The 17,479-nt window shown below is 53.0% G+C and carries 11 protein-coding genes; all 11 read right to left on the reverse strand.

The window, feature by feature from the left end; translation table 11 throughout:
• Positions 1-4 precede the first annotated feature (4 nt).
• The 11 genes from PEL01S_RS03730 to PEL01S_RS03780 all read right to left on the reverse strand — a co-directional run bounded on the left by PEL01S_RS03730 (position 5) and on the right by PEL01S_RS03780 (position 17,474).
• Positions 5-9,691: a non-ribosomal peptide synthetase/type I polyketide synthase gene (locus tag PEL01S_RS03730; RefSeq protein WP_127459352.1), complete on the reverse strand. Its 9,687-nt coding sequence runs from the start codon at positions 9,689-9,691 to the stop codon at positions 5-7.
• 80 nt (positions 9,692-9,771) lie between these two features.
• A complete protein-coding gene (locus tag PEL01S_RS03735) occupies positions 9,772-10,116 on the reverse strand; it encodes a hypothetical protein (RefSeq protein WP_063177861.1) in 345 nt (114 codons plus the stop codon).
• A 54-nt stretch (positions 10,117-10,170) separates the two neighbouring features.
• Positions 10,171-10,950, reverse strand: coding sequence for a hypothetical protein (locus PEL01S_RS03740; RefSeq protein ID WP_127459327.1), 780 nt, complete (start codon positions 10,948-10,950; stop codon positions 10,171-10,173).
• Positions 10,951-12,125: 1,175 nt separating this feature from the next.
• Positions 12,126-12,356, reverse strand: coding sequence for a hypothetical protein (locus PEL01S_RS35090; protein WP_063177865.1), 231 nt, complete (start codon positions 12,354-12,356; stop codon positions 12,126-12,128).
• Between the two features lie 60 nt (positions 12,357-12,416).
• Entirely contained in the window at positions 12,417-13,193 is a 777-nt protein-coding gene (locus tag PEL01S_RS03755; protein ID WP_127459328.1) for a class I SAM-dependent methyltransferase, read from the reverse strand.
• A gap of 237 nt (positions 13,194-13,430) precedes the next feature.
• On the reverse strand, positions 13,431-13,853 hold the full coding sequence (locus PEL01S_RS03760; protein ID WP_063177989.1) for a tetratricopeptide repeat protein: 423 nt from the start codon (positions 13,851-13,853) through the stop codon (positions 13,431-13,433).
• 57 nt (positions 13,854-13,910) lie between these two features.
• Positions 13,911-14,321, reverse strand: coding sequence for a hypothetical protein (locus PEL01S_RS03765; RefSeq protein ID WP_108533566.1), 411 nt, complete (start codon positions 14,319-14,321; stop codon positions 13,911-13,913).
• 102 nt (positions 14,322-14,423) lie between these two features.
• A complete protein-coding gene (locus PEL01S_RS35095) occupies positions 14,424-14,549 on the reverse strand; it encodes a hypothetical protein (protein ID WP_255320067.1) in 126 nt (41 codons plus the stop codon).
• A gap of 205 nt (positions 14,550-14,754) precedes the next feature.
• A complete protein-coding gene (locus PEL01S_RS03770; protein ID WP_127459329.1) occupies positions 14,755-15,519 on the reverse strand; it encodes an SDR family oxidoreductase in 765 nt (254 codons plus the stop codon).
• A 94-nt stretch (positions 15,520-15,613) separates the two neighbouring features.
• Positions 15,614-16,636: a serine hydrolase domain-containing protein gene (locus tag PEL01S_RS03775; RefSeq protein WP_127459330.1), complete on the reverse strand. Its 1,023-nt coding sequence runs from the start codon at positions 16,634-16,636 to the stop codon at positions 15,614-15,616.
• 13 nt (positions 16,637-16,649) lie between these two features.
• Complete coding sequence (locus PEL01S_RS03780) at positions 16,650-17,474, reverse strand: MerR family transcriptional regulator (RefSeq protein ID WP_127459331.1); 825 nt, start codon at positions 17,472-17,474, stop codon at positions 16,650-16,652.
• Positions 17,475-17,479 lie beyond the last annotated feature (5 nt).

Here is a 17,479-nt window from a genome sequence, read left to right on the forward strand (position 1 = left end):
CTTGTCATGCTTCTTCTGCCAATGCAATTTCTTCCACAAACTCGCTTCCTAATTCCTGAACTAGCAGTTCCACAACGCGTTCGGACAACAAAGCAATCGTAGAAGCGGTGAACAGTTCAACCAAACGTACTTCTATCATAAAGGCCGCGCGGACCCGGCCCACAAATTGCGTCGCGAGCAGCGAATTGCCTCCAAGCTCAAAAAAGTTGTCATGCACGCCGACCTGCCCGATCCCCAAAACCTCGCAAGCCATATCGACCAGCATTGCTTCGATCGGATTGCGTGGTTCCACATACGCGGTTTCGATAGCGGGCCGGTCGGTATCCGGCGCAGGAAGTGCCCTGCGGTCGAGCTTCCCGTTCGCGGTAAGCGGTAGCCGGTCCAGGATGACGAAAGCCGACGGCACCATATGAGCAGGCAGCCTCTCCGACGTATAGGAGCGCAGCTGAGGCGCAAGCTTTCTGGCCAACGTGCCGAAGGATGGGTCGTTCGCATACGAATTCAGCGGTTTATCCTCCAGCGTCGGTTCAGGAAGAATCGCCCGTCTACCCTTGCCATCCTTCCCCTGACGGCGCAAGGCCGCTTGAAACGTGTGAAGGCCGTCCGCTGCGCCGCTCCAGCCAACTTGAATGGAGTAAGGCAGCTCCTGCTCCCAAGCCCAAAGCAGTCCGGGATCGACAGCTTCTTCTATCCGGAGAAGGTCATGAGGCGCTATTTCCGCTTTGGTCCGCTTCTCCGCTCCTCGCTTCATCTGTTCCCAAATGGCGAGCTCGCCGGTCAATCTCCGGTTCGGTATCCCCTTAACGATCACACGTTCGGGTTCCTCACGTTCCAGCATGCTCCGAAGCGAAGCGAGGGAAAGGCCGTCTTTCCGCCAATCGAGCACAAGCGGTTCGGGTTCGATCGGCTCTGCGGAACCGGACTCGGATGCATCTGCAATGTGCAACAGTACATCATAACGGTAACGCGTCAATTCGTTCTCATAGTGTCCGCGTTTCAGGCGAACCTCCACCTGTCCAATTTGCGGTATCCGGCGTTTGAGCGCGTAAAACAGCTCCGGTTCGGCGAGCAGCTCGTTTTCTTCCCGAACGGCACGTTGGGCGGCAGCATGAATGCCGGATAGCTCCGCGTCCTCCGACGCCCGGAAAAATTGTACCGAGGTATGAAAAATCTCCAGCAGAGCGGCATTCCTGATATCGCCGATAAACACGGTTCCACCCGGTTTTACCCGCCTTATGGCTTGCTCCAGCATATGGATAAAATACGAGATACTCGGCAAGTACTGCATCATGGAGTTGATGACTACCGCATCATAGAAGCGGTCTTCCAATCCGGACAAGTCGTCTGCAGGCCGATGGAGCAATTCCACCTTCGCCTCCGCCAACCCTGCGGCTGCCAATTGGCTCCGCACATAGTTCAAGGCTACGTCGGACAGGTCCAAAGCCGTATAGCGCGTACAATCCGGAGCGAGCCGGAACAAAAGCATCCCGGTTCCGCAGCCGATTTCCAGTATCTCTTTGGCATTCAACTGGGCGATTTGCTCTACGGTATGTTCGACCCAATCGTGCATTTCGTGATCGGGGATCGGCTGACCCGTATAACTGCTGCTCCAGCCTGTCGTATTCAAGGTCGGATCACCCTGGTGTTCACCTTGGCTATAGGTCGTGTCGAACACAGCCTGCCACTGGGACACCTGCTCCTGACCCGCCACGCTTTCGGGCAAATCGACTTCGACCCGTTCGGGCTTCGCAACGACATACGCCACCAGTCTGCGATCCTCCGGGGCCGGTTCCCATACTTGCAGCACGCAATCCTGAACGGCCGTGTGCTGCCTCAGCACAGCTTCAATCTCGCCAGGCTCGATCCGGAAGCCGCGAATTTTAACCTGTTCGTCCGCTCGCCCGACATATTCAAGCAAGCCTCCCGGCAGCATGCGTCCCCAATCGCCAGACCGGTACAATCGTTCTCCTTCGCCTGGACGGAACGGATTCGGAACGAACCGGGCAGCCGTCAGCTCAGGACGATTCAGATAGCCTTGGGCTAAACCCGCACCGCCGATGCAGATTTCCCCGACGGCGCCGGGCGGCACCGGCCGCAGACCGGCATCAAGAATGTAGATCTCCAGATCGGGGATCGGCACTCCGACCGAAGCCGGGTGAAGCATCGCCTCCTCGATGGAACGGATTGGGGAATACGTCACATGCACCGTCGTCTCCGTAATGCCGTACATATTGACCAGTTGCGGAGCGTCCAATCCGTATCTTTCCACCCAAGGCGCAAGCAGCCCGGGATCAAGCGCCTCGCCGCCGAAAATCACATACCGCAGTGAAAGAGGAACGGGATCGGAGCACTGACCGTCCGCATAGATCAGCAGACGGAAAGCCGAAGGCGTCTGATTCAACACCGTCACCTTTTGGTCGCGCAGCAGGTTCAGGAACAACTCGGGAGAACGGCTAACGGAGTAAGGAACGACAACCAGCTTTCCGCCGTGGAGCAGCGCTCCCCACAGCTCCCATACGGAGAAATCGAAGGCATACGAATGAAACAGGGTCCATACGTCCTTCTCTCCAAACCGATACCAATCCGCCGTTGCTTGAAACAACCGGACTACGTTAAAATGCGTAATCAGTGCTCCCTTGGGCTTTCCGGTAGAACCCGAGGTATAGAGGACATAAGCGGTATCCTGCGGCTGCACCTTGATGTCCAGAGGCTTTCCATCCTCGTACCGGGGTTCCGGCCCGGCATCGATGCACAGAACCTGCACTCCCTCCAAGCGTAACGCGCGCTCCCTCGTCGCCTCCTGCGCGATCACCACCGCAGCGGAAGAATCGCTGAGAATAAAGTTCAGCTGCTCTTCCGGATATACCGGATCTAACGCGATATATCCCGCCCCTGCCTTCAAGACGCCGAGAATGGCAATGACCATCTCAAACGAGCGTTCGGTGCAAATGCCGACCAATGCTCCTTGTCCGACGCCCTGAGCGACAACCCTGCGCGCCGTGTCATTGGCCCTTGCTTCCAACTGCCCGTAAGTCAGCTGCCGGTCTCCGCAAACGACAGCCACATTGTCGGGACGACATTGCGCCTGTTTCTCGAAAAGGTGATGCAAGCAAGCTTGCGGCGCAAACTCAACGCGCCTCCGGATCGCTTCCGCTGCAAGCTCCCGCTCTTCGGCTTCCGTAAGGAGCGGCAAATCCTTCACCGCACACGCCGGATCATCGACCAGCTTGCGCAGCAACGTTCCGAAGCTTTGAATAAAACGTTCGATGGTCGCAGCTTCGAACAGCTCCGTATCGAACTCGCATTCGATCAACAGCCCCTTGGGGGTCTCCAGCAGATCGAAAATCAAATCCAACTCCGACGTCCCGTTGTCGATCTGTGCCACCGGAGCGATGAAACCGGCCTCCAGCGAGGACCCGATTTTTAACGAGGCCGCCCGGCCGGAGAAGGTATGCATCACGACCGCAATGTCATATAAAGGGTTGCGGTTGCCATGACGGCTCGGATTGACCGCTTCGACGATTTTTTCAAAAGGGCATTCGCTATGAGCAAAAGCGCTCATCACCGTGTTTCCGACCGTATGAATGAACGAGAGCGCGCTCGCATCGGCCTGAACCTTCGTACGTAAAGGCAGATGATTCGTAAAATCGCCCATCATCTGCTCAAGCTCCTCCGTCGTCCTGCCGGAAACGGTAGTGCCGATAATCAGGTCCTCGCGACCGGTCCAGCGGTACAGCAGAGCTTTCATGGCCGCCACCAGCGTCACGAAAGGAGTGACGTTCTGATTGCGGCTCAGCGTATTCACCGCTTCCATCAATTCCGTCGGCAAGTAAGCGTGTATCCGCCGGCCAAGATGCTTCGTAAAGGCTTGTCTTTGCCGGTCGGCCGGGAAGCAGGGATGGAACAACGCCCCTTCCAATTGCTCCTTCCAATAGTTTAGCTGCGGAGCTAAATAAGAGTCGTTCAATCGCGTCCGCTGCCACTCGGCGTAATCGATATATTGAATGTGCTGCCCGGAAAGCGGAGAAGCTTCCCCCTTCTCGAAAGCAGCGTACAATAAATCCAACTCGCGCATAAAAACACCGACCAAGGACCAGCCGTCCGCCACAATATGGTGGAGCAGGAGTAGCAAGATGTGATCCTCGTCGCCAAGCTTAATAAGGAGAGCCCGCATAAGCGGATCTTGGCTCAAGTCCAGCGGCCGTCTGGCCTCCTCCAAGGCAATGCGGTTCGCTTCAATCTCCCGCGATTCCGGGGCGAGATGGCGGAGATCAACGACCGGCAGCGGCATAGGCTCGGAGACAAGCACCCGTTGACGAGGTTCCCCTTCGATCGCATCGATACGTATCCGAAGAATCTCGTGTCGGTTCAGAAGCTCCTGAAGGCTTCGATGCAGTACGTCCTGCTTCAGAGGTCCGTTCAAGCGCAATCCGGTGGGCAAATTGTAGGCCGGCGTTGACGGGTCCATCTGCTGAAGCAGCCAAAGCTGTCGTTGCGGGATGGACAGCGCATACGATTCTTCTCCCCTGGAGAGCTGCAAAATCGGCGCCTGCTCCCCTGACGAACCCGCGCTCTCTGAAAGATCGAGTACCTGCAGGCAAGCGGCAGCGATGCTCGACAAGGTCGCCTCTCCCATTAAAGAAATCATCGGCACAGTCAACCGAAGATCCCTCTGCAATCGGTTCCGCAGCTGTATGGCCATCAGCGAGTCGAACCCCAGCGTCCCTACGGCTTGTTCGCCTTCCAGAGACGATTCGGAGAGCATAAGCATGGAAGCCAGCTGCTTCCGAAGATAGGCGTTCAAAACCTCCGCCTGCTCCGGTCCCCCCCTCAAGATTCGTCCAAGCTCGTCGGTGCCCTCTTGCAAAGCATGGTCATCGCGACTTGTATCCGTCATTGGCGGATAGTCTGAAATTTCCGTCGCTTCCGGTCCCGTCTTCATTTCGCCTACATACCTGTTCCTTGCCTGAAAGGCCGCTACCGATGGACTCCAATACCGCTCTTGGTCAAACGCATAGGTCGGAATCGCTATCCTTCTTCCCGTCTTGTGCGATTCTTGCGCGCTCTCGGCGGTCCAATTCAAGGAAATTCCATAACAATACAGCTCTCCCATTGTCTCCAAAAGGGTTCTTCTATCGTCCTTTCCTTTCCTCAAGGAGGGAAGACAAACGGCATCAGGCAAAGACTGGGATGCTAAATACGTGAGCGTTGCTGTCGGACCGATTTCGACGAACACTTCGCAGCCCAGCTCGCCGAGGGCTTGGACACCCGCTGCAAACTGTACCGGCTGCCGAAGATGATCGCGCCAATACCCGGCATCCGGCTTTTCCCCGGACGGCCAAGCGGTCCCGGTCAAATTCCGGATCAGCGGAAGCTGAGGCGCTCCATAGGCGTACCTTGCCGCAGCAGCCTCGAACGGCTCCAGCACGGCATCCATTTTCGCCGAATGAAATGCGTGCGACACCCGCAAAAAGCGGCAGTCCACTCCCTCGGCCTTCAGGCTCTCGAACAACCGGTCAAGGGCTTCCGGATCGCCGGCGACCACCGTATTCCCGGAGCCGTTAACGGCTGCGACCGATAGCCGGTCCGAATACGGCTCCAGCAGGGCCTCAACCCGCGCTAATGGCAGCATCACGGCTGCCATACGGCCGGGTTCCGTGAGCGACTGCATCAGCTGCCCGCGTTCGGCAACCAACCGCAAGCCGTCGAGCCAGTCCAGCACTCCGGCGGCACAGGCAGCGGCAAATTCTCCCACGCTATGGCCGCACACAGCCGCAGGCCCGATCCCCCAAGCGCGATAAAGCTCGGTCAAGGCGTATTGAAACGCAAAGAGAAGCGGTTGGACATAAGAAGTGTCTTCCATCCAATTGTCCGCACCCTCCTCCTGAAGAATCGCCGCCTTAAGCGAGCGTCCTTTAAACGCAGGAAAGGTTTGAAGCGCACTGTCGCAAGCATCCATCGTCTGCCGGAATACCGGCTGCGTCTCATATAATTGCCGCCCCATTCCGGGGTAGACCTCCCCCTGCCCGGCAAAAAGGAACGCAAGCTTAGGGCTTTTTAAAGTCCGTTTCAAGGCGGACACTTCTTCCGTTCCTTGGCCGATGAGCCGCAGTTGCTCCGACATTTCCTCGGGGGTTGCCCCTACTGTGGCGGTACGGTACGGCAATTGGGCTCGCGCCGTATTCGCCGTGCAGCAGAAATCGGCAAGCGAGACGGACGGCTTTTCCGCCAAGAATTTCCCGTAACGTCCGGCCAAAGCCCGCAGCGACCGCTCGCTGCCTGCCGACAAAGTCAACAGTCGCAGCGGGGAAACAGAAGGCTCCGCGACCGGATTGTCCGCAATCGGCGGCCCTTCTTCCACAATCACATGCACATTGGTTCCGCTAAAGCCGAACGAACTGACCCCTGCGATCCTTCGAGAAGAAGGTCCGGTCGGCCAGGGTGTGCTTTGCGTGGGAATGGCAATGGGAAGCGAGCTCCAATCGATGTAAGGGTTAGGCTGATGAAAATGAAGATGCTTGGGTATGCACCGGTTTTGCAGAGAGAGGATCGTTTTCACCAAACCGGCAATGCCGGCCGCAGCTTCCAAGTGACCTATATTCGTCTTCACGGAGCCGACCAGAAGGGCATGATCCGAGCCGCGTCCTTCGCCTAGCGCGTCCGCAAGCGCATGAATTTCAATCGGATCGCCGAGCACGGTTCCTGTCCCATGCGCTTCCACGTACTGAATCTCCTGCGGCTTCACGCCCGCGCTGCCGATCGCCTCGCGGATGACCGCAGTCTGGGAAGCCTTGCTCGGCGCGGTGAGTCCGTTCGTGCGTCCGTCCTGATTGGCAGCCGACCCGCGAATAACCGCCAGAATAGGGTCTTTCGCCGCCTGGGCGTCGGATAACCGCTTGAGTACGACAACGGCGCAGCCTTCCCCGCGCACATAGCCGTCGGCCGTACCGTCGAAGGTATGGCATCTTCCGGTTGGCGACAGCATTCTTGCCTTGGAAAGACCGATGTTCACCTCGGGCGACAGCGTAAGGTTTACACCGCCTGCCAGAGCCATCTTGCATTCCCCGATACGGATGCTTTGACAAGCAAGATGTACGGCCATAAGCGAAGAGGAGCAGGCCGTATCTACCGCCATGGCAGGCCCTTGCAGCCCCAAGCAGTAAGAGAGCCGTCCGGCTGCCGTACTGAGCGCTCCGCCGGATGCCGTATATGGGCCGAGCCGTTCGATATCCATCCACTGCATACGTTGATAGTCGCTTTGACTAAGGCCCATAAATACTCCTGCGGGCTGGCCAGCCAGCCGGTCGGGAGCATGACCGCTGCGTTCCAGCGCCTCCCAGCTCAACTCCAGCAGCAACCGCTGCTGCGGGTCCAGCTCCATCGCTTCCGGACGGGAGATATTGAACAGCTTGGCGTCGAAAGCATCGATATCGGCAAGGAAGCCGCCATGCTTGCTGTACGTTTTCCCCGGCGCATCAGGCTCCGCGTCATAGTAGTCTTCCACCCGCCATCGCTCGGGAGGCACCTCGGTAATGCAATCCTCCCCGCTCTGCAGTACTTGCCAGAAAGCTTCGGGGTCGGGCGCTCCCGGAAAACGACATGCGAGTCCGATAATCGCAATGGGCTCTGCGCTATGGTTTCGTTGGATGCGGGCCCCCGTATCTGTCCCGGCGTCTGTCAGATGCTTCGCCAAGGCGCGGATGTTCGGCTGCTCGAACAACAAGGTTGGCGGCAGTTTTCGTCCGACATGCAGCTCAATCTCCCCGGTCAGAAGGATGGCTTCCTTCGAACCAAGCCCCAGAGACGAGAAAGGCGTTAGAGGATCAATCTCCGCAGGAGGCAGTCCCAGACGGGAAGCTACCTGTTCACGGACCCAATGCTCCAATGCCTCTTCTTGCCAAGAACTCGCAAACCGCTGCCCCGCCGGAATTCGCGAAGCCTCTTGTTCAGGGGCGACCCCGGCCTTCCAGCTTCCAATCACATCCAACTGGCCGCTTTCATAAGCTTGTTTGCTTGCGTTTCGCTGGATTTTTCCGCTGCTCGTTTTGGGAATGCTGCCGGGACGGATCAGCGTCAAGCATTCGAGTGAAACGCCGTGAACGTCCGAGATCGCCTGGCGAATTTCATGGGCGACGGCTTCCATGTCGAGCTTGGCCTTGCGCGCCGCAAGCTTCACTTCGTAGACAAGACCGACCCCTTCCGTTCCTCGAGTCCTCACGGCAAACGCCGCCCCGGCCCCGTTGCGCAAAATCGGACAGCTTCTCTCCGCCGTAAGCTCAATGTCCTGCGGATAATGATTTTGCCCGTCAACAATGATCAAGTCCTTCCGTCGGCCGGCAAAATACAAATCTCCGTCCCGCAGAAATCCCAGATCGCCTGTGCGCAGAAAAGGTCCTTCTTTCGTATCGCTGGTATAGGCGCGGAATGCCGTTTCCGTCTCTTCCGGCCGGTTCCAGTAGCCTGCGCAAACGGACCCGCCGGCTGCCCATATTTCGCCAACCTGATTGTCAGCGCATACTTGCAGCGTTTCCGGGTCCACGATAAGAACTCTCATATCCCATCCCGCTTTTCCGCAGGAAGGAAAGGCCGTGCCGGGTTCTCCGTCGGTGCAATCCACGATCCAGTTCGAGGACAGCTCAGCCGAAGCTCCCATGATATAAGTAGGCCCGTTTCGCAAAGCGGACGAGACTTGAAGAGTCGTTTCGGCCATGCCGTAGCCGGGCGCCAACGCCTGCCGGCGAAACCCGCATGCAGCGAACATGGAAGCAAATTCCTCCAATGTTTCTTGACGGACCGGCTCCGCCGAAACCACTATCGCTTCCCAACTGCTCAGATCCAGCTGGGAGATCTGCTCCGGGGTCACCTTTCGTACGCATAAATCCAAAGCAAAGTTCGGTCCCCCGCCGTGGGTTACCTTCCAGCGTGTGATCGCCTCCAGCCAGCGAACCGGCTGCTGTACGAAAGAGACCGGGTCCATTAAAAACCCGCGATGTCCGTTGTATACGGGCAGCATGATCCCTTCGATCAAGCCCCAATCGTGAAAAGGCGGCAGCCAAATCAGCGAAACGGAGTCCGCCCGATACCGCAAGGATTCTACCATCAGACGGCATTGCGCCAACAAATTGCCGTGCGTAACCATTACCCCTTTGGGCAATGAAGTGGACCCTGATGTATATTGAAGGTAAGCCACCGCCTCTTGAGCGGAGTCGTATGTAGTATACGCCGTGGCTTGATCCGAAGAAATCTGATCGACGGCAAGCCAACGCATCGTCGATAGCTCGGGCAGCTGCTCTCTACAGCTCTCAAGCTGCTTCATCAGTCCGGATTGCGTCAGGGCAATAACGGGCTCCGCGTCTCGGATCATCGAGCTGATCCGATGGCTTCCCCCGCCCGCTGCCCGCTGGCGAAGGCGGGGAGGATAAGCAGGGACAGCGATGACGCCGGCATACAAGCAACCAAACAATGCCGTTATATAGTCGATCCCCGGATGAAACAAAAGAATCGCCCGCTGCCCGGGCGCAACCTCGGTTTGCAGAGCGCTTGCTATCGCTCTCGCCCGAAGATCCAGCTGAGCATACGTAAGCGAATCGCCGGGCAGCTCTCCGTCCTGCAGGAACGTATGAATCGCTTGATCCGGCATGTCGGCGACACGTCGGCGAAGAATGTCCAGAAACGAAGATTCCTTGAGCACTGTCGTCACCTCGAAGATAAGTATCCTGAAGAATAAGGGATTGCCACCGCTGAATAGATTCACCGGTGGCAGCAATCGGGTTAAATCGCTAGATTGAATTCGAAGCGTTTCGTAATCCGGCTCTTCCATACTTTCATCGCCGACGAATAATCGTTCAAAATACGGATGCCTTCCTCCTGGCCGAAATACTCGATTACAATTTCGGGGGTATGCATCCACAGATCCATGTCGCCGAGCGACTCCATCGGAATGGTCAGCGACAGCACGTCATCTCCGCCCACGAAGGTGCGGTAAAGCGTCAGTCGGTGCCCTAAGCCTTTGGCATGATTATGGTGTGCCACCAAAATTTTGGTGAAATTTTCTTCAAACTGCGATGTTTTGCTCGGGATAATATAGAAATCCAAGTGATATAAAAATTGTTCCATGAGTGGACAGCTCCTTTATAAGGGATCAAATTGGTCTTGCTTTCGGAAAATGAGCTACTCGACGAATTCGCAGCCGGAATTGTCGCAGCTGGGTACGAAAGTCATCAAATACGATTTGTAGTCTTCCACACCGGCCAAGAGCGAGTTGCGAATCGTCTTGGCTTCTTCGCTCCCGAATACATTCAAAATCTCTCCCAGTCCCTGCCAAGGATCCATATCACCGAATTTTCTCATCGGTACAAACAGATGGACCTTACGGGAATCTGTTCCCTCCTCGGCATAGGCAACCCATTTTAACCCTTGACCGTGCTGATTGTGAGCTTGGATCGCCTTCGATACCAGCTCTTGGTACTCGGCGGTGCCCGATTTCTCATTCAGCTGCACGACAGCGTAATAGATATATTCCATCGGCGTTTCTTCTTTCTGGGAAGACGGATTGCTGGCCAACGGCAAATATTTCAGAAGCTTGCGCTCGTCCGAAATTAACGTAGAGCGGAACGCCTCGATCGTTTGCTTGCCCTCCTCTTCCCCTAGCACTTCGCACAAAACTTGCTCGTCGGAAAGAGCCTTTTCGCGTTCGTCGGCTTCATTCATCGGGTACATGAGCCATACGACGCCTGCGCCGATCCAGCTTCCGTAGCAGGAATAGATGCTCCCCTTTTGATGCTCCTTGTGAGCGTTGGCGATTTTCACCAGACAATCGTGGAATAAAATACCCGGCCCCACTTCATGATCCAGGTTGATTTGATACACATAAGGAGAAGGCTCTGTCCCGTTAGGAGACATATACGGGAACCCCCATTTTAACTCTAAACTTGGAATAATTTGCGCCATGACCATGACTCCTCTCATTGGTTTCGTAAATAAATGGATTAAGTAGACCAATTATGTAAATGCAAGGTGTACGGATGGAAGGGGCTTTTGAAGAAAAGCCGATCATGCAATCTATTCAACTTCAACGCTCCCGCATGTAGGAAAATCCGGCTGATGTCAACAGGTTTATCGGGTTTGGAGCGTATAAATAATTGGCAGCATATTTCGATTGAAACAAGGCCCTACGGCCCAGATCGCATTGCGGGTGAACGGAAAGTAGTTGCCTCATGGAGTACCCCTTGGTTGTTTCAGGAACACGACGATTTATTTCCAGTGACGAATAACCACAGACTCGGCGATCCGGCCAGTTCAAAGCGTTTTTGGAAGCGCTTCCGACATCGGATTTGCTTGCTGCCGGCCCGATGTCTTGCCGAAGCCTCGGACAATCCGTATCTGGCATACTGATCGGTTCTCCTATGTACCGGGACAAAGCTACTTTATGCGCATAATGACGAGCAGTCGTCGTTTTTAGAGAATATCATGCATCGTTGGGAATTTATAGAGATTTATTTTGTCGAATCTTATAAAATAGTTGCTGATTTATGCGAATTATGTCCCGTCGATTCGCCATTCTTTAGCTTCGATTCCGTGTGAAAAACAAGCGCAATTCCTTTTCGGCCGCGGCTTCACTTGCAATTTTTACTTTTATTCACTTGGGTTCCATCATACCCCATCTATTCGAGAAAACGGATCAACCGAAAGGTGGATGGGCGAGGTTGATTTTTTTAGACAACCGTCTGTCGAATTACTGTGGATTGACGTATCGTTCGATCGATTAAACGCCACTTTCGAAATAGGAGTTATGTCCTGGTGAATCAAATAAGCTCTCATTAACCACGGCGGACGTCCTAGTTCTTCTCCTGCTGTTGTCAATATGAATAATTTTTTTCGCATCAAAACAAAAACGACCCATAAGATGGTCGCTTTTGTCAGTATGTCCATCTTATGAGCCACAAATCACAGGCCCCTTTAAAGGACCGGTTCATTGACTGAATATGACTTCAGCAGGTCATTGGCTAAATTTCCGAACCGTCTGATATCTTTTAAATAATCATAATCGCCGGTATTGGTTAACTGGTTATACATTCGTACGACGACTGCATCATACTTCGGAATAACTAAGCATGCGCATCCCGTTATGCCAAGTATTTGATAAGAATTACTTGGCTTGAGCCGACATTGAATTGACTTTTTGGATTCACCGGCCGTGAATCTTCGGAAAAATCATGTCTTCCTGAATACCACTCGTTTACAACGACGTCGTTCTTAATAATATAGGTTGCTGCAGCCGTGGCATGGATAGCCAATTGTATGTTATATACGTATTCGTTGAGGGCTTGGAAGTGGTTGGTATTCAATTTCAGCAAAATACAGGTCTCCTTTTCCTTGGCACAGGCGACAAGAAAATCCCAAGGCTATTTATCTTCTCAAGCAGGCGGCTTGATGGCTACGATGCGCAATCGGCGGGTGTCGGCCATCCATTGGCCCTCCTGGTTAATGTATGGCCTAACCTTTTCCTCGATAGCACGGTAGATCGACGCTTTGTCTGCCGGGGTGACGTCCGGGAAGAAATAATCGGCGAACTTGTCCAGCCAGTTCCGGATCCCTGTCTCTCCCTTGAGCGGAGTTGGGCTGTCGAAATGCTGAGCCAACGTGACGCGGAAGCCGATCTGCTCTAGCAGGCTGGTGTATTCGCCAATGGTTGGAAAATACCACGGATTCCGCCCCGCCCACGCGTAGCCATGCATCTCCAGCGCCTGTTCGATAGCGGCGGTCAGCACGGCGACATTGCCGCTGCCGGCGAATTCGGCAACAAATCGGCCACCATCCCGAAGGGCCAGCCAGATAGAGTTCGCAACGCCGGAAGCATCTTTGATCCAGTGCAAAGCTGCATTGGAGAACACGGCGTCAAAGCGGACATCTGTCTGGTAATGACAAGCGTTTTCCACCTGAAAATTCAGTTCAGGGTACTTCTGTCTGGCCTGCCTAACCATCTCGTCCGACAGGTCGATGCCTATAGGGATTGCTCCGGCGGCTGCGATCTCAGCCGTCAAGTTCCCATTCCCGCAGCCCACGTCCAGGATTCGCTCCCCGGGCCGGGGCTGCAGTAAGGTCAAGATCCCCACTCCCGGCTTGTCGACAAAAGTTTGCTTATCATCATGTACCTCCGAGCTCCCGTGTCGATTAGATGGTTCGTTACGCATAGGTCTATTCTCCTTTTTAAATGTTTATCGATCAGCCCCGCTTGGTCGCTTTCGATTTCATCTTTCCCATTCAATTATAGATTTAATGTGTCTATAATAGCTATAATATGGAGAACTGTCAAGAAGCTGTTCGCTGACACGTTCCTGCCCGCTTTGTCATGTGTCATGTTAAGAACCGTAACCCATAAAAACAAAAAAAGCCGCAATTTACGCGGCAATGAATGAGATAATGTTCTTTTAAATCTTTATTTTTGTCTCCAAAAACTCAAGATATTTTGGGTCGTCTTCCATAAAAATCTCAAGACCGGCCCCCATGTAAGCCCGGGTTAGCTCGTCCGTCGCCTTCTCCAGGTTTTCCTGTTCATAATACAACTGCCCGAGCCGAAGATGAATATAGGGATTACCCAACCCTTTCGGACACTGTACCGCATTAAAAAAGCACTTGAATGCCTTGTCATAATTGTTCATTCGAAAATGAACATCCCCAATAGCCACGTACAGCCACGTCGCGGCCTCCCACTCCCGATGGTTTTCCGGCAATAAGCGGAGGGCCGCAATATACTTATGCTTGCCCGCCTCAAGATCGCCCGCCTCCACCAAATCATCGCCTTGTTTAGACAGGGCGGTAATTTCGGAATAAGCGGAATCTGAAAGTTGCACCGCCATCTCTCCTCTCCTATCCTATTCGATTGGATCTATGTATTTGCTCGTTGCCTCTTAATGAATGATCGTTTTTTGACTTTCATCAAAAATGATTGCGTCTGGTATCTCCAATAAATAGTCTATAGCCCAAATGATATGATTCGTGAAATCCCGGCTCTCATCAGACGAGAATACAAAGCGAATGCGCTCTGTACAATCTTTGATTTCAGGCGGGCAATCTTCGACGACGCTTGCAACATAATTTGCATCTGCTTCTACATTGCCGCCCGTTTCAAAGTGTGCCGTAAAATTCCATCCTGGCCAATTAAGAATCGCATATTTTTGTTTCGTGAACGGATTCGTTGATGTTCCTATTTTCAGACCATTCTTTGTTTCAAAATCAAAATAGGTGCCTAACTCTGAGGCAAGACGTTCATAAGAGTATGGATTTGACGACTTCTTAAGGTAGGCATGGATTACGAACATGTTCCGGTTCTCCTAGACAATACGATCATGTCTTCAACTCCTTTGGATTTATACTTTCTCGTCAATCGTATCGGATATTCCCGACATACGGACGCTCTGGAATCAGACCTCTTCGGCGCCGGAAAGATCATCGAATCCGACAATGTGTGCATCGTGGAAATTCACCAGCACGCCGTAAGGCTCACAGATATCCAGACTCCCCTCGGCGAACAAGATGGACCAGTCCAAGCCGCCCCAGTATTCTATGGTTTAATTCTCAATTCATTTATCCTACTATAAGTCCTATACAAACTAAATACGACAATTTACTTATTTTTCCCGAAAATGCTCCTCTAATCCATACTTTAGTATCTATGAGGGCAAAAGGTAATATTAAAAAAATCACCATATCCACTGAGGAGATTGGTGATTTTTTCCATAATTCACTGGCGTTTTAAAGGTGAGATCCGCCGCTTACATCGAGCAATTGACCAGTTACCCAGCGGCTGTCCGACGAAGCGAGAAAGGCGGCAACATCCGCCACATCCTCGGGTTCTCCCCATCGGTTGAAGGTTGAAAGACCCGCCGCATATTGTTGCCCTTCAGGATTCTGTAACGTCCCGGCATTCATCTCTGTGTTAATGATACCAGGCTGAATGGCGTTAACTGTAATATTACGGCTTCCAAGCTGTTTGGCCAGAAGGCGGGTAAAGGTGTCGATGGCTCCTTTTGACATGCTGTAGGTGAACACGCTTGGGGAGGCTACGCGCGTCACAAAGGACGAAATATTAATAATGCTTCCTCCGTCTTTCAGACGCGGCAAAGCTTGCTGGGTAACGAAAAGAGGCGCTTTGACATTGATTTTCATCACCTCGTCAAAAGATTGCTCCGTTGTCTCATCCAGACTGACAATTTGACCGATTCCGGCATTGTTAACAAGGATATCAAATTCGCTGCCGCCCGTATGTTTCTTAAGGGCATCATCGAGAGCCGCGAATAAATCATGTACGCCATCGAACGTGTTCAGGTCCGCACCAATCGCGCAAGCGCGCCCTCCATCTTGTTCGATCTGCCGAACGACGGCCTCCGCTTCACTTCGTCTTTGTCCATAATGCACGGCGACAAAAGCTCCCTCCTGCGCCAGACGCCATGCGATACTGCGACCAATTCCTCGGCTTGCCCCGGTGACTAAAGCGACTTTGCCTTCCAACTTTTTCATGTCTTCATCTCCTTGTCCGAATTCAAGTATAGTTATATCACAACACCACATTTGTAATGTTGCTCTTCTATTCGGTTCCAAGGAGAGGAGCTTTTTACGCTATGACAGCCGGGATAATCCATTCTTTAATCAGTGTCCATCGATCACGGGGATGAATGAGGAACTCCGATGCGATGGCTACGATCAGGTCTTTTTCCGGAATGCAGCAGATGACATGGCCGCCATCGCCTAGCGCCAAGTATGCAGAAGCTCCGTCCTCTTCGCGTAGCCACCATAAATAACCGTAGTTATGGGGGTTCATCGTGGTTGATTCGTCAATCCATGCCTCGGAAACAATCTGATGATGGTCCCAACGGCCGCGGTTCAAGTATAGAAAACCGAAACGCGCCATGTTACGTGGAGTAAGCGTGAGTCCCCATCCTCCTGTAGAGTTGCCGTTCGGGTCGTTAACCCACCCTTTCACATTTTTCCCGAATAAATCCTCAAACCCGAATGATTTCATTTCATAATCATGGATTTCTTTCATGCCAATCGGTTTAAATAACCGTTCGTTGGCAAACGCGCGGGCACTTGCTCCCGTGCTGCGAGTGAGGATGGCTGAAAGCAGGTGCGCCCCAGCGGTGGAATATTTAAAAGCTCCAATACTTCCTTGCTGGCCCAGCATATCCAGCGTATATTTTACCCAGTCGGCCTGCATGCACATCTTGTCCAGCGGTTCGTTCCAGTCCTCAAATGGATAGGGAGCCGTCATCGTGAGAAGATGGCGTATGGTAATTTCACGTTTCTGCCGATCCGCAGCCTCGGAAACATATTCGGGAAAAAAATCCAGCACCTTCTGGTCTACGCTCTTAATATATCCAGCATCGATGGCAATACCGATAAGAGCGGATAGTATGCTTTTCGTTACAGATGCCACATGGTGCGGATCGTCCGGGCCATAGCCGTTGTAATAGCTTTCATAAGCGATGTATCCGTTCCTCACAACAACCATACCGTTGATATTGCTGTACTCGGATTTTATTATGGGTTCAAGCGCTGAAAGCTTTTCCGAGTCCATACCCAAGGCTGCCGGGTCTAAGGCTTGCCATTGTGTCGTTGGCCAGTCGTTTCTTTGCATAATAGGCACCTCTCTATTTTTTCTTCACGGGAAAATACACCTCGGTCACCATCTCCTCAGGACCGGCGGCTTGATTGGGGTCGGTTACATACACTTCATAGGGGGATTTCACCAGCGCATACCCTTCGTTTTCCACCCATTGCCTCAGCTTGGCATAAACCGATGTCAATTCCGGATAGGAGCCCTTTAACACAGACTTCGCACAGAGGCCTCCGGGCAAATCCCTCGTTCCTTTGACAGGCTCCTTAATCGGGATGGCAAACTCGGTATCATTGCCAGCAGGATTGTATTCAGGGCTGTGATATATCGTCATTGGAGTACCGAGCAAGGTGAGTTTTTCCGCAGCAATCTTTTCATAGAGCCTGCCAAAATATTTCCCATATCCTGCCGCATAGTCGTCGTGACTCAACATCTGACGCATATAAAGGATATTCATGGGCTGGGTTTCCACAAGCTGTACTTCGATCTTGTCAAGGTATGACATCATGGGGATGCCCTTCTCTAGATTTAAAATGTCATTCCTCATTTGGTTCAGGGTATATTCTAAAGTATGCAGCCTTTCCTCTATCTCCCTTCTCTTGCGATGAAGGGCAGAACAAAGCTTCTCCTCGGATTGATCCTCTTCCCATTCCAGAATGGCTCTGATTTCTTCCAGAGAAAAATGATAAGATTTCAGGCGGTTGATAAAAAGCATCTTTTGTAGCTGCCCGATGGAATAATACCGATAACCGGTTTCAGGATTAATCTCATCGGGACGAATTAATCCGATTTCCTCATAATACCGAAGCGTCTTGGTGGATACTTCGCAGATCTTCGAGAATTCACCAATCGATAGCAAGAGGT

Origin of the sequence: Paenibacillus elgii NBRC 100335 (genome assembly GCF_004000865.1) — a bacterium.
GTDB classification, from domain to species: Bacteria; Bacillota; Bacilli; order Paenibacillales; family NBRC-103111; genus Paenibacillus_G; species Paenibacillus_G elgii.